Genomic DNA, 14,491 nt, shown 5'->3' with positions numbered 1-14,491 from the left:
CCAAGGTGATTTTTTCCTGTCCGAAATGCTATCTTTTCTTTGTAATTTGATTGCCGTTAAAAGGAAAAACTTCAAAATATTAAATCATGAAAAAACTAGTCAATTACTTGCTTCAAGGACTGCTTTACATTGCGCCCCTTGGAATTACCGCATATCTCATCTATGCTTCCTTCAATTTTGTGGACGGTTTATCTCAAAAATTACTAAATCGATTCTTTGACTTTGAAATTCCAGGACTTGGACTTTTATCTTTGATGGTTTTCTTGGTTTTTATAGGATTTCTGGGAAGGACCATCATCGCTCAACCCCTCAAAAAGATTTTTAAGCAAATTATTGATAAGGTTCCATTGCTCAATTTTATCTATTCAGCACTGAATGATCTTTTTTCTGCGTTTGTCGGTAAGGAAAAAAAATTCAACCAACCTGTTCTGGTGAAGGTTAACCTGAATTCAGATCTCGAAAAACTGGGCTTCGTAACCGAAGAAGACCTCGAAGTCATAAAAGCAGAAGGAAAGGTTGCCGTTTACTTTCCTCATTCCTATAACTTTTCAGGAGAATTGTTCGTGGTTCCAAGAGATCAGATAACACACCTCAATATAAACTCAAGTGAATTGATGAGATTTATAGTTTCTGCCGGATTAACAGGGTGGGAGAAACATGATTAAAGTCTGTATTTGATCGGGATATGGACCACTTTTTTGGTTTCAAAAAAGGGGTCATCAAAAAAGTCGATCAAATCAAAAAGCCTGGCATTAGGGAAATTTTTAAGCTCTTCGGTAAGATCCCCTCCTTTCAGGTAAAGGATTCCGTTTCTTAATTCGTGGTTGTTCTTCCTTGCAATTTTCTTCCTTACCCATTTCATAAATTCATCCATTCTCGTGACGGCCCGACTTACTATAAAATCAAACTCTCCTTTCACCTTCTCAGCTCTTCCGTGAATTGCAGTTACATTTTCCAAACCAATTTCATGAGCAACTTCTTCCACCACTCTAATCTTCTTGCCGATGGAATCTACAAGAACAAAATCAGTTTCCGGAAACATTATAGCAAGAGGAATTCCCGGAAATCCACCTCCTGTTCCTACATCAAGAACTCGAGACGAAGGCAAAAACCTCTGTACCTTGGCTATTCCCAAAGAATGTAAAACATGTCGCAAATACAAGGAATCAATATCCTTCCGGGATATCACATTGATCTTGGCATTCCAATCTTTATAAAGATTGCCGAGTTTTGAAAATTGTTCCAGCTGTTTATCAGTTAAATCCGGAAAACTTTGAACAATTTGATCCATAATAGGTTTTTGACAAAAATACGATTAATCTCCTTTGATATTTATTCAACGAATACCTGACTGTTGAAATATTCACAACATTACAATTTTTAGTCTAAATATTTGACAAGAATATGGCTTCTTTTTAACAATATTTAACCAAAAAACAATTAGCTTTGCAAACTGAATTCTGTTACATTGACAAAACTTAAAGGAACCATATGCAAGGGATAAAATTTGTTACCAGAGATAAGACCAATTTCATTAAAACTCTAAACAAAAGAGTTAATAATTACTTTAAGGAAAACAACATAAAGAAAACCGGTAACTGGAAACTGTACAGTAAAGCCATTGTGATGTTTACCCTTTTTATTGCTCCTATGGTGATATTACTTACTGTGAAGCTTCCAATCTGGGCAATGATTCTGATGACTGTCATGATAGGAGTTGGAATGGCAGGTGTAGGCATGAACATCATGCATGACGCAAATCATGAATCTTTCTCGAGTAAAAAATGGGTAAACAGAATCATGGGAAGCAGCATTTATGTTCTGGCCGGAAACGTTTACAACTGGAAAGTTCAGCACAATGTTCTGCATCATACTTATACAAACATACAGGGTCTCGATGAAGATATAGATGCCGGAAGGATCATTCGTTTCTCAAAACACGCAAAATGGTTTAAAATTCACAAATTCCAGAAATATTATTCGATTTTCTTATATGGATTGTTGACCATTAACTGGGCGGTTACAACGGACTTTAAACAAATGCACAGTTATTTGAAGCGTAAACTGTCTTATGGTAAATTTCCGAATCCGGCAAAAGAATGGTCTATATTGGTTGTTACAAAATTATTGTATTACAGTCTTTGGATCGTGTTGCCGATTATGGTAATTGATGTACCATGGTGGCAGGTGCTAATTGGTTTCTTTATCATGCACTACACCGCAGGAATGATTCTTAGTGTGGTTTTCCAGCTGGCGCATGTGATGCCAAATACGGATATGCCTAAGCCAAATGAAAACGGAGTGATGGAGCATACCTGGGCCATTCACCAGCTTTATACCACATCAAATTTTGCCATCAACAACAAACTTGTCAATTTCTTTACCGGCGGATTAAACCACCAGGTAGAACATCATATATTCCCGCACATTTCTCATATTCACTACAAAAAGATCTCAGAAATCGTAAAAAAAACGACTAGAGAATTTAATCTCCCCTATAACGAATACAAGACAATGATCGGAGCCTTTATAGATCATTTTAAACAGCTCGATACGTTGGGAAAACATCCGGAATTCGCATAAATCATAAATCATAAAGTTTTAAAATGTCACAACTATTATCCGACAGAATCAACAGTTTACCCGTGTCGCAAACTTTGGCTATGGCTGCCAAGGGAAGGGAATTAAGAGAACAAGGAAAAGACATCATCAGCCTTAGTCTTGGAGAGCCTGATTTCAATACACCAGATTTCATCAAAGAGGCCGCAATCCAGGCAATTAATGACAATTATAATTCCTACAGCCCGGTGAATGGGTATGCGGACCTGAGGGAGTCAATTTGCAGAAAATTCAAAAGGGATAACAACCTGGATTACAATATCAATCAGGTCGTCGTTTCAACCGGAGCAAAACAGTCAATTGCAAATGTCGCTATGGTTTTACTTAATCCGGGAGATGAAGTGATACTTCCTGCTCCTTACTGGGTGAGCTATTCAGCAATAAGTATTCTTGCTGAAGCTAAATATGTTGAAATTCCTACATCGATTGATACGGATTTTAAGATTACGCCAGAGCAACTTGAGGCTGCAATTACTCCAAAGACTAAAATGATCTTCTTTAACTCACCCAATAACCCCAGTGGTACAGTTTATACTGAAGAAGAGTACAGGGCCCTTGCCAAAGTTCTTGAAAAGCATCCCCAAATTTATGTTTTGTCTGACGAGATCTATGAACATATTAATTACGGTACTCCAAACTTTAGTTTTGCAGCCATTGAAAGTATGTATGACAGAACCATTACTGTAAACGGTGTTGCCAAAGCATTTGCGATGACAGGCTGGCGTATCGGGTACATAGGTGCTCCCGAGTGGATTGCAAAAGCCTGTAATAAAATGCAGGGACAAATTACTTCAGGAGCAAACTGTATTGCTCAACGTGCTACGATTACTGCCCTTGACGAACCCGTTTCCAGAATTCAGTATATGGTTGATGAGTTCAAGATAAGAAGGGATTTAATTCTCGGTTTACTTGGTGAGATCAAAGGAATTAAGACGAATGTTGCGCAAGGAGCATTTTACGTGTTCCCGGATGTCTCTTACTATTTTGGAAAAACCATTGCAGGAACTAAAGTAGAAAACTCATCAGATTTCGCGATGCTGTTACTTGAAAAAGCGAATGTGGCTACCGTTACAGGAGAGGCCTTTGGTGCCCCAAATTGTATCCGCATAAGTTACGCTGCATCTCAGGAAGAGTTAAAAGAAGCTGTTCGCAGAATTGCCGAACTTTTAGCTTAAGAAATCCTCTTTGAATGAGTTTCAGTTTTGAGTTCCCTACGAGATGGGCAGATTTTGACCCAAATAATCACATGCGGCACAGCGCTTATAACGACTATGCTGCTGAAGCCAGAGTCCGTTTATTCAGAGCAAACGGACTCTCGCTTCAAGAAATGAACAGGTTGAACATAGGGCCCGTTCTTTTTCAGGAACGTACCAACTTTCTAAAGGAAATCGGAATTGGACAGACCATAAGAGTGGAGGTATTATTAAAGGGATGTTCTGAATTAGGCGAACGATTTAAGTTTCTTCACAGGATCTATAGGGAAGATGGCATTTTATCGGCTGAAATAGAAATTTATGCCGCATGGCTCGATCTTAAAAGAAGAAAACTTACGCTCCCTCCGGTTGAAATACTGAAAGTACTCGATTCGTTGACAAAAACTCCAGATTTTGAGCCTATCAAAATTTCAAAGGGTTTCAAGTAGAATAAAACGGGGAAGTAATTATTAATCTTCAATCTCGATATTATTGAGACTAAAAAATGCCCCTTTGTTCTCTTTTCTCTCCATAGATTGACTAACAATGAGATAGGCAACAGCATTCAGGTTTCTCAATTCGCAAATTTGGGGAGATAATTTTGATTTTTCATATGCCTTTTCTGTATCCTGATATAAATAATTCAAATGATCTATAGCCTTTTCCAAACGCTCATTTGACCTTACAATAGCAACCAGGTCCGTCATGATATTCTGTATGGTTTTTCTGTTGTGTGAAATCAATACATTCTCTTTGGGTACCATGGTGCCTTCTTCATTCCATTCAGGAATCTTCGGAATCAACTCCGATCCCAGCTGAGACCTGTTTTTAATGATTTCTTCCGCAATATTATTGGCATATACCAGTGCTTCGAGCAGGGAATTTGAGGCAAGCCGGTTGGCCCCGTGAAGTCCAGTTCTGGAACATTCTCCGCATGCAAATAAGTTTCTTATCGAACTTTGGCCTGTCTTGTCTACCTCAATACCACCCATTAGATAATGTGCCGCAGGCACCACAGGTATCCACTGACTTTCCGGATTAATTCCTAGACTCTGACACTTCTCAAAAATATTTGGAAAGTGTTTTTTAAATTCGGGCATATCTAAATGTGTACAATCCAAATAGACGTGAGGGTCTCCGGTAAAAATCAGTTCAGAATTAATAGCTCTGGATACGATATCTCGAGGAGCAAGTTCTGCTCTTTCATCAACATCCAGCATAAAACGATTTCCCGCCTTATTCCTCAAATAGGCACCAAACCCTCTCACAGCCTCAGAAATCAAAAAAGATGGGCTTTGGCCTGGCTGATAAAGTGAGGTCGGATGAAACTGAACAAACTCCATCTCTGAGATCTTCGCCTTTGCCCTGTAAGCCATTGCGATACCATCCCCTGTTGCGATCACCGGATTAGTCGTTGCGGCATAAACCTGACCAATTCCTCCAGTTGCCAATACAACCGAACTGGCCAGATAGGTGTCAATTTTATTCGTTTTTTGATCCAGTATATAAGCTCCGTAACAAGAAATATCTTCCTCTGGAATCTTGCCTTCAATATGGTGGTCAGTAATCAGATCAATGGCAAAATGATAGGGCAATACCTGAATGTTATTCAACTTTTCCACCTGTTCAAGGAGTGTCTTTTCCACCTCCCAGCCGGTAATATCCTTATAATGAAGAATTCTGTTTGCCGAATGTCCTCCTTCCTTTCCCAGGTCGATTTCCCCTTCCTTATTCTGGTCAAAATCCGTACCCCATTCAATGAGCTGTCTCATACATTCAGGAGCTTCCTCAACAACCATTCTGACAACATCAAGATCACTCATGAAATCTCCTGCAACCATGGTGTCTTTGATATGATCTTCAAATGAATCCAGTTTGTCCCATACCGCTGCAATACCTCCCTGTGCATATTTGGTATTCGACTCACTTTCTTCAGCTTTCGTGGCAACAATAACCGTCTTATCCGGCATCTCAGCTGCTGATTTAATCGCAATGGACAATCCAGCCACACCGGAACCCAAGATTAAAATATCCGAATTAATAATACTCATTTTAACGGGACGAAATATCTAACATTCTTTGAATTGGTACCAGCGCTTTTTTCTGGATCTCCTCGGGCACATGAATTTCCGGAAGTTCATATTCCATGCACAAATACAGTTTTTTCATATTGTTCATTTTCATGTAAGGACATTCACTGCAGGCGCAGGTATTATCCTCAACCGCAGGCGCAGGATATAATTTTTTATCCGGAACTTCCTTTTGCATTTCATGAAGGATTCCAGCTTCAGTAGCTACAATAAATTCTTTTGAGGGATCTGTTTTTGCATAGTTTATCAATCCTGATGTTGAGCCAATATATGCGGCAGTCTTCAATATATGTTCCTCTGACTCCGGGTGAGCAATGATCTTGGCCTTGGGATGCTCCTGATGGGTGCTTAGAAGTTTGTCAATGGAAAATGCTTCATGAACGATACAGGCTCCTTCCCACAAGAGCATATTCCTGCCCGTAACTTTATTGATATAGGCTCCCAGATTTTTGTCCGGAGCAAAAATAATCGGCTGGTCCTCCGGAATTGAATCAACTATTTTTTTGGCATTCGAGGAGGTACAGCAAATATCACTAATCGCCTTAACAGCGGCTGAAGTGTTCACATAAGTCACCACAAGATGGTCCGTATGCTTCTTTTTAAATGCTGCCAGATCTTTCGCTTCACAGGCCTCTGAAAGGGAACAGCCTGCATTGAGATCAGGTAGCACTACCTTCTTGTCAGGATTAAGAATTTTGGCTGTTTCTGCCATAAAATGAACTCCTGCAAAAACAATCAAATCTGCATCGGCTTCAGCTGCTTTATAAGAAAGCTGCAGGCTGTCACCAACAAAATCCGCAATATCCTGAATCGCAGGTTCCTGATAATAGTGTGCCAGAATAACTGCGTTCTTGTCTTTCTTCAATCTCTTTATCTCTGCTGCGTAATCAATATCATCACCAACAGATATATCCAAAAACCCTCTTTCCTTTAATTTCTTTTTTGCTTCCTGCAATTCCATACCGATTCGTTAAGTTAAAGCAAAATTACTACTTTTTAGCTAAACAACTCTTCAAATTGGTCCATAGAATCAATTGCAATTCAGATAAAAATTTCACAGGCTAACTTTGATTGAAGATAAGTCTATTATGAAAATTTTATCCTTCTAAGATTTGCCCATAAACTCTTGTTCTTGCCGCTCTAATCTAAATTTAGTATCTTACACTAAATTCCATTTGCTTTAATAGAAGCAAATTATTGAAATTATTACCTGGCATAACAAATCAAAATCTTCCATTAATAAGAATTGAAATCATAATGAAATCCCCTGCCAAAATCCTGATTGTTGAAGATGAGATGATCATAGGTGCAAATATTTCGTTGCAGCTTTCCAAACTGGGTTATGATGTTACAGGAATCGTCTCGCGCGGGGAAGAAGCAATAACTCATTTGAAGCAGAATAATCCGGATATCGTATTAATGGATATTCAGTTAAAAGGAACTATGGATGGAATTGAAACTGCGACCAAAATGCAGACCGAGATCGATATACCTATTATATATCTGACTGCGAACGCAGATGATGAACATTTTGAAAGAGCGAAATCAACACATCCCCATGCTTTTATTTCAAAACCGTTTAAAAAACTAGATCTTCAGCATGCTATTGAACTGACCCTTGAGCGGCTGAACAACAAGGATAACATAACGAAGCCCATATCTTCCGGAAGCTCTCCTTTTATTCTCAGCGACAGTATCTTTATACGAAGAAATGAGCGAATGATAAAGATACTGATCAAGGATATTTATTATTTTGAGGCCGACCGAAATTATTGTAAAATCTATGCGAAAAAGAAAGAGTGTCTCTTGGTGATGACCTTAAAAGAAATCAATGACAAATTGCCTCCTGAACATTTTTTGAGAATACACCGGTCTTTCATTATCAATTTATCCCATGTTGATGAAGTAGCAGGAACTCATGTTGTCATTGGCAAAAAAGCAATTCCATTAAGTAAAACTATGAGAAGTGAATTGATGAATCGACTTCAGACGTTTTAGATTTAAAACCTTAATCCAAGGCAAATTCCATTCTTACCCTTGTACCATTTCCACTCATAGTCATGATAGAACCATCAAGCTGAAGAATAAGTAATTCGATTAACTCAGTTCCAAACCCCCTTCCGTTTTTATCCTCCTGGTCAAACTCAACCAATCCGATACCGTTATCTTCAATTTCAAGAAGAATTCGATCATCAGAGATACGTTTGCAAACCAGATTTATAAAACCCTTTCCATCCTCAGGGAAGGCATGTTTATAGGCATTGGTCAATAGTTCGTTAGCGATTAAACCCATGGGAATGGCTGAATCCACATCAAGCTCCATATCTTCCAGATCATAGTTATAAGCAATTCTGCCTTCCGCACCGAATGAGTCAGAAATATGTTTACTTAAATCGATAAGATATTCCCTCATTCCGATAGAAGTCAGGTTTTCACCCTGATATAGATTCTGATGAATCATGCTCATGGAATAAACCCTGTTACGACTTTCTTCAATGGCCTGAATAATCTTAGGGTCCTTTATTTTTTCAGCCTGAAGATCCAGTAAACTGGAAACAATACCCAGATTATTCTTAACCCGATGGTGAATTTCCTTTAGAAGGGACTCCTTTTCCTCATTTTGTTTTTCGAGCAATTTATTCTTCTTTTTGTTGTTGCCGTAAGTAACATATAAAACAAGCAACAGAACAAGTAAAAGTCCGGCAATAATAGAAATAAGGGTCTGTGACGAACTTTGCCTTTTTATTCTTTCCTCCATACCTCGTATCGTACTATCCTTTTCTTCTATATTCGTTTCTGTACTGGCCAAAATCATACGCTGCTGACTGTTTTCCAGGAATACTTCTTTTTTTAAAGAATCGTAAATGGCCAAATTGAAATGTGCCTCCTTATATTTATGGCTCTTTGCATAGGCTTTGCTTAATCTTTCATAAACCTGATATAAATAGAACTTGTCTCCAAACTCCTCCGTAGCCACCTGAAGTGACTGGTTCAACGTTTCAATAGCCTCACTGTACCTACCCTGATAAAGTCTCAACCTGCCTATGGCCAGCCAACTGCGCATCAATAAAAAATCATTATCAATTAAATTTGCATATCTAACAGCTTCCTCTCCTGCTTTTTCAGCTTCCTGATATCTATTGGTTTCCGTATATAAATCAACCAGGGAAATATAAATATCGCTCAGATTGTTATAAAATCCATAACGTTCGCCAATTGATATAGCGTGTTTAAAGTGAATAAGGGCCTCTTCATGTCTCTCCAGACTCATTAGATTATTTCCCAAAACATATAAGGTGAAATCATAATCCATGTCATTAAGGTTACGCTCCTCAAATAAACGTATTGAAGTAAGGGCATAGGTCAATCCAATTTGATAATCCCCATATTTCCAGTAAAGATTGCTCAAGTCACTATAAGATTGGGCAATTGCTTTTTTATCGTTGAGTTCATAACCAAGATTTCTCACTTTTAAGGCATACTCGGCGGCCCTGTCAATTTTGGATAATCTTTCATAAACATATCCCAATTGAGTGAACAAATGGGGAAGATCCGGTTTCTTTACTTTTGAAAGAGCCTCGATCAGGACCTGCTCGGCTGATTCCAGTTCTTCCATTCTAAGTAGAGCAGCTCCTTCCGAAATTTGAAATCTTCCTTCCCACAGGAAATCATTTTTTTTTCTTGCAAGTTCTACTCCATAACGGGAGAGCTCCAGTGATTTGGCGAGATCTCTGGTATGCCAGTAATAAGCCAGATCATTCAGGGCAGCAAATTTCAAGCTATCTTGCTGTAACCTGTCATAATTTTGTTCCAAATCATCAAGATAAGAGAATCCGAAATTATCAGTATCAACAAAGACTCTTTTATAAGGATCGGAGGATTCAGGATCTATAAAATCCTGTGCCATAACGGATTTACCAAGGCAAATCAAAACAATAACCATTAATTTAAATGTAAAAAACCGTTGGTTCATGTCTAGGAATTTAATCTCAAATTCTCCCAATTAACAAGATGTTATAAATCCATGATACTGTTTTCTAAATTTGGAGAAAAGAAACTCTTTGTTGTAGAAAGTTACAAATTTTTATCAAAGTCGCTCGATAAAAAAAACAGATGCTTCGAACAAGAATACTACTCATTAGTCCTACATCACTTTTATTTAGACCAAAACCAATCTAATTTTATCTAAACTTAGATTCATACTTTCTTCAAAAAATACTCATATGCCAAAATCGATCAGCATACTGTTTTTATTTTTGATGTTTGGCTGTTGCACAGATCTCAAGGAAAAAGAAAAAATGGAAAAAGAAAATCTAAGGAGGGCAGAATCTTATGTTGAAATAATTTGGAACAACAAGGATGTTGACAGTCTGAATAAGTTTTTCTCCTCAAATTTTGTGCGCAATGTTAATAATATTGATATGGCTTCAGACAACTCAGAACTCGCAGCCAATATTCATAATTTGTTCATTGCTTTTCCGGACCTTCATTTGACCATTGATCATATCAAGGCCTCAGAAGAAATGGTCTTGATTGATTTTAACATTAAAGGAACTAATACTGGTCCCTACGGAGACTTAGGAGTTACAGGAAAAAAAGTGGATGTCAATGGTTTGTCCCGAATTGATTTCGATGAAAACGGAAAAATCATCCATGAAACCATTTATTACAATGAACTATCGCTGCTTCAGCAACTTGGATACGAACTTAATGAACCAAAAATTGATTAAAACTCTAAATATTAACCTAAAACCAAAAAAATGAAACAATTTAAACTTTCAGTTCTCACAGCTATAATGATCTGTATGCCTTTGTTGTTATCTTCTCAGGAAACAAAAAACTATCAGGCTTATTGGATTCATGAAGACCGAGTAAAACCTGGAATGACCGATGAATATGAACAAATTTCCAAGGATCTGGTTGCTGCTTGTAAAGAACATAAGGTAACAGAAACAAAATGGCTTGCCATGTCTCTGAATGACAATTCTTATCTGTATGTGACCCCGGTTGATAAAATGGCAGACCTTGATATTGATGGATTTGCCTCCTTGTCAGAAAAAATGGGAAAAGACAAAGTATCGGCCCTTTTTGAGCGATACAATGCTACCTATGACGAACACGGTGACTACATTGTTTTCCTCAACAAAGAGCTTTCATACATGCCTGGTGGTGTAAGCCAGACTGTAGAAGGACAAAATTACCGCACCTTATATTACAATTACGTGACTCCCGAAAACGACAAAGGATTTGTAGAATCTCTGAAAAAGATAAAGGGCGCATTTGAAAAGCACAATTCAAAAATGCATTATCGTGTTTACAAAACAGGATTTGGAGTTATGGGAACTTACTACATGATTGCCATTGCTGCTGAAAATGAAGCAGGTGGTGCACAATTGGGCGATGAAAACTGGGAAATCATGAAAGATGATTTCGGCCCTCTGTTAAAAGAATTGAGTAAACATACCTGGAAGACAGATCAGAAGAGAGGATGGATGCGCGCTGATCTGGCATACTGGCCAGCAGACTAAACCAAAGTATTGTAAAGGATTGAATTTTCGGTTTAACCTTTAGTTAACTGCAGGTACATCTATTTTGAATATTTCATAAAGGGGAAAGGGTTCAGAATAGATGTCCTGCTCTTTTTGATATGACCTGATGAGTTAATTCAGATTCAATAATTTTTAAATATTAATATCTTCGTTGTAATTCAAAACCTCTTTGTAATCCATTCTTCTTTATGATTAAAAAACTTAAATCCTCCAGAATTGAATCCATTGATATTCTGAGAGGGCTGGTGATGGTACTTATGGCTCTCGACCATGTTCGAGATTATTTTCATCTTGGTGCGATCGTGTCGGACCCTTTGGATCTGGAAACGACTACTCCCCTTTTATTTCTAACTCGTTATATAACACACTTCTGTGCACCGGTATTTGTTTTTCTCACCGGAACCTCCGCAAGTCTATACGGACAAAGCAGAAGTAAAAAACAATTATCCAGGTTTCTGTTCACCAGAGGGCTTTGGTTGATTTTTGTAGAAATTGTAATCATGAATTTTTTATGGTGGTTTGACCCTGAATACAGCTTTATCAACCTTCAGGTAATCTGGGCCATTGGTTTGTGCATGATTTTTTTATCAGTACTGATCTATTTGCCTTATAAATGGCTTCTGATCTTGGCTCTTGTCATCGTTTTTGGGCATAATTCTTTAGATTCCATCAGTACTTCGGGATATAGCTTTACCTCGATTCTATGGTATATTTTTCATCAACAGCAGTTTCTTCCCGTGGGAGAGAGCAGGATGATCGGGTTCTTTTACCCCGTTCTTCCCTGGATAGGAGTAATGGCACTGGGCTATAATTTTGGGTTCCTGTATCGAAAAGGATTTGACCCTGTGATAAGGAAAAGGTATCTGATATTCCTTGGGATATCTACAATTACCTTATTTCTTCTCATTCGATTTATCAATGTTTACGGCGACCCTGAACCATGGCATAAACAAAAGAACTTTTTGTTTACGTGGTTCTCATTTATGAACGTCAATAAATATCCTCCGTCTTTGCTGTATATTCTAATAACAATCGGACCCACTTTTTTGGTGTTATCTCTCATCGAAAACTTAAAATCTAAAATAACAGACGTTCTGGTTGTATTTGGAAGGGTACCTTTTTTTTACTACGTATTGCATGTGTTTTTGATACATACTGCCGCCTTATTGACTTTGATTGCCTTAGGAAAAGACTGGAAACTAATGATTTTTGATCAGGCATCGTTTACAACGAATAAAATGGTGAATTATGGTTATTCACTAGGTGTTGTATATTTGGTTTGGGTATTGATTGTTGGTATACTTTATCCGTTGTGTCATAAATATATGAGATATAAACTGGGAAATCCTAAGAAGTGGTGGCTGAGCTACCTGTAAAATAAATACAATTATGAGAAATTTACTATTGATTCTCTTTCTGATCATGGTCTCGTGTTCAGAAAATAAACGAAACACGGCAAAAGATTATTTAGGAGTTGTAAACATTGAAGTAACAGGCAATGAAGCGGCTCTTGTTCATTTTGAAAAAGGATTGTTATTGCTTCACAGTTTTGAGTACAGTGATTCCAGGGAAGCTTTCCTCAAGGCACAACAAGAGGACTCCAATATGCTCATGGCTTATTGGGGCGAAGCAATGACTTATAATCATCCTCTTTGGACCGAACAGGATTTTGAAAATGGAAAAGCGGCACTTGAAAAATTAAGCCTGGTCGCAAAAAATGTTCAAGTGAATGAACTGGAAAAGGACCTAATCAAAAGTGTACACATTCTCTATGAATCCGACTCCCTAAAAACACAAAGAGATGATAATTATGCCAATTTTATGTCAGATTTATTCAAAAAATATCCTGACAATCATGAAATAGCCGCTTTTTATGCCCTGTCATTACTTGGGTCTGTTTCTGACGGGAGAGATGAATCGATCTATGGTCAAGGTGCAAAAATTGTCAGTGGAATCCTGAAAGAGAATCCAAATCATCCTGGGGCACTCCATTATCTGATACATTCATATGATGATCCGGGCCATGCACATCTTGCTCTTTCTGCGGCTGATTCTTATTCAATAGTGGCCCCTGATGCGAGTCATGCACTGCATATGCCCTCGCATATCTATGTGGCTTTAGGGATGTGGGACAAAGTTGTCAGCAGTAATGAAAATTCATATCAGGCCAGCCTGAATAGAATGAAAAAAAAGAATCTGGCCCCCAGGGGGCGTGGACTACATGCATTTCATTGGCTTGAATATGGCTATCTGCAGCAAAACAGAGTTGAAGAAGCAAGAAAAATGGTTCTGGAACTCGAAGGTTATGTAGAAGAAAACCCAAGTAAATACTACAGGTCACATCTTGTATTTTTAAAAGGAACCTACTTGGTGGAAAGTGAAGACTGGAACAGCGAGGTTTCAAAAATTCCAGTGAATATTTCCGATCTCAATGTGTCAACCAGATCACAATATAATTTTATTGAAGGAATGGCCGCTTTCAAAAAAAAGGATTCCAATTCCCTTGAGAAGGCTATCTCAGCCATTAAAAAAGATTTGGACAAAGAACGCTATCTTGTGACCTACAAAGACGCTCCATTTTGTTCCGGCGCAAACAGATATGAGACTTCTCCTTCAATGCTTCTGGAAACTGAGATCATGCTCCATCAACTTTTGGCCTTTCAGTCCTGGATGAAGGATGACACAGAAATGACCGAATTCTACCTGAAAAAATCGATCGAAATTGAAAAGGACCTGAGCTATAGTTACGGGCCCCCGGTTATTCAGAAACCAACAACTGAATTATATGCCGACTGGCTGTTTTCTCAATCAAGAACTGACGAAGCCCTGGATCAGTATAATGCAACTTTCACGCGAGCCCCTAAAAGGCTAAAAGCGGTAAATGGTATTGAACGATGTACTGAGAAGCTCGTAAAAAATACTTAAATCAAATGGTGCATAAAATCCACAAGGTTGGGGATGCATAATTTATTTATATTTACCATTGACTGTTAACTTATTTTAATTGAGTAATACAAAAGAGGGTCATTGTTAAAACAAA

At 38.1% G+C, this 14,491-nt stretch carries 13 protein-coding genes; 9 read left to right on the top strand and 4 right to left on the bottom strand.

The window, feature by feature from the left end; all coding sequences use genetic code 11:
• Positions 1 to 86: 86 nt before the first annotated feature.
• Complete coding sequence (locus tag LCM02_RS13240; RefSeq protein ID WP_224931010.1) at positions 87 to 665, top strand: DUF502 domain-containing protein; 579 nt, start codon at positions 87 to 89, stop codon at positions 663 to 665.
• Here LCM02_RS13240 and rsmG read toward each other — a convergent pair.
• The gene (gene rsmG / locus LCM02_RS13235; protein WP_224931008.1) at positions 662 to 1,291 is read right to left on the bottom strand and encodes a 16S rRNA (guanine(527)-N(7))-methyltransferase RsmG; all 630 of its coding nucleotides are present in this window, start codon (positions 1,289 to 1,291) and stop codon (positions 662 to 664) included. The genes LCM02_RS13240 and rsmG overlap by 4 nt on opposite strands.
• A 200-nt stretch (positions 1,292 to 1,491) precedes the next feature.
• On the opposite strand from rsmG, the gene LCM02_RS13230 reads away from it, so the two are divergent.
• Genes LCM02_RS13230 through LCM02_RS13220 form a run of 3 tightly spaced genes read left to right on the top strand, consistent with a single transcriptional unit; the run spans position 1,492 to position 4,261 of the window.
• Positions 1,492 to 2,583 (top strand): fatty acid desaturase family protein, encoded by a 1,092-nt coding sequence (locus LCM02_RS13230; RefSeq protein ID WP_224931006.1) that lies wholly within the window; start codon positions 1,492 to 1,494, stop codon positions 2,581 to 2,583.
• Between the two features lie 23 nt (positions 2,584 to 2,606).
• Positions 2,607 to 3,794, top strand: coding sequence for a pyridoxal phosphate-dependent aminotransferase (locus tag LCM02_RS13225; protein ID WP_224931004.1), 1,188 nt, complete (start codon positions 2,607 to 2,609; stop codon positions 3,792 to 3,794).
• A gap of 14 nt (positions 3,795 to 3,808) precedes the next feature.
• The gene (locus LCM02_RS13220; protein WP_224931002.1) at positions 3,809 to 4,261 is read left to right on the top strand and encodes an acyl-CoA thioesterase; all 453 of its coding nucleotides are present in this window, start codon (positions 3,809 to 3,811) and stop codon (positions 4,259 to 4,261) included.
• A gap of 21 nt (positions 4,262 to 4,282) precedes the next feature.
• On the opposite strand, the gene nadB is transcribed toward LCM02_RS13220, so the two are convergent.
• Together nadB and nadA are read right to left on the bottom strand one after the other, a co-directional pair.
• The gene (gene nadB / locus LCM02_RS13215; protein ID WP_224931000.1) at positions 4,283 to 5,863 is read right to left on the bottom strand and encodes an L-aspartate oxidase; all 1,581 of its coding nucleotides are present in this window, start codon (positions 5,861 to 5,863) and stop codon (positions 4,283 to 4,285) included.
• A 1-nt stretch (position 5,864) separates the two neighbouring features.
• Positions 5,865 to 6,863 carry a quinolinate synthase NadA gene (gene nadA / locus LCM02_RS13210; RefSeq protein WP_262902526.1) on the bottom strand — a complete coding sequence of 333 codons (999 nt, stop codon included), beginning with the start codon at positions 6,861 to 6,863 and terminating at the stop codon, positions 5,865 to 5,867.
• Between the two features lie 296 nt (positions 6,864 to 7,159).
• Between nadA and LCM02_RS13205 the strand changes: the two genes are divergently transcribed.
• On the top strand, positions 7,160 to 7,900 hold the full coding sequence (locus tag LCM02_RS13205) for a LytR/AlgR family response regulator transcription factor (protein ID WP_224930998.1): 741 nt from the start codon (positions 7,160 to 7,162) through the stop codon (positions 7,898 to 7,900).
• Between the two features lie 10 nt (positions 7,901 to 7,910).
• Here LCM02_RS13205 and LCM02_RS13200 read toward each other — a convergent pair whose 3' ends face one another.
• Positions 7,911 to 9,875 carry a histidine kinase dimerization/phosphoacceptor domain -containing protein gene (locus LCM02_RS13200; RefSeq protein WP_224930995.1) on the bottom strand — a complete coding sequence of 655 codons (1,965 nt, stop codon included), beginning with the start codon at positions 9,873 to 9,875 and terminating at the stop codon, positions 7,911 to 7,913.
• 250 nt (positions 9,876 to 10,125) lie between these two features.
• On the opposite strand from LCM02_RS13200, the gene LCM02_RS13195 reads away from it, so the two are divergent.
• The 4 genes from LCM02_RS13195 (at position 10,126) to LCM02_RS13180 (ending at position 14,376) form a co-directional block, all read left to right on the top strand.
• Entirely contained in the window at positions 10,126 to 10,632 is a 507-nt protein-coding gene (locus tag LCM02_RS13195; protein ID WP_224930992.1) for an ester cyclase, read from the top strand.
• 30 nt (positions 10,633 to 10,662) lie between these two features.
• Positions 10,663 to 11,430: a hypothetical protein gene (locus LCM02_RS13190; protein WP_224930989.1), complete on the top strand. Its 768-nt coding sequence runs from the start codon at positions 10,663 to 10,665 to the stop codon at positions 11,428 to 11,430.
• Positions 11,431 to 11,639: 209 nt separating this feature from the next.
• Entirely contained in the window at positions 11,640 to 12,827 is a 1,188-nt protein-coding gene (locus tag LCM02_RS13185; RefSeq protein ID WP_224930986.1) for a DUF1624 domain-containing protein, read from the top strand.
• A gap of 13 nt (positions 12,828 to 12,840) precedes the next feature.
• The gene (locus tag LCM02_RS13180; protein WP_224930983.1) at positions 12,841 to 14,376 is read left to right on the top strand and encodes a hypothetical protein; all 1,536 of its coding nucleotides are present in this window, start codon (positions 12,841 to 12,843) and stop codon (positions 14,374 to 14,376) included.
• Positions 14,377 to 14,491 lie beyond the last annotated feature (115 nt).

Source organism: Lutimonas saemankumensis (assembly GCF_020171465.1).
GTDB classification, from domain to species: domain Bacteria; phylum Bacteroidota; class Bacteroidia; order Flavobacteriales; family Flavobacteriaceae; genus Lutimonas; species Lutimonas saemankumensis.
This window is presented reverse-complemented; position numbering and strand designations above follow the sequence as displayed.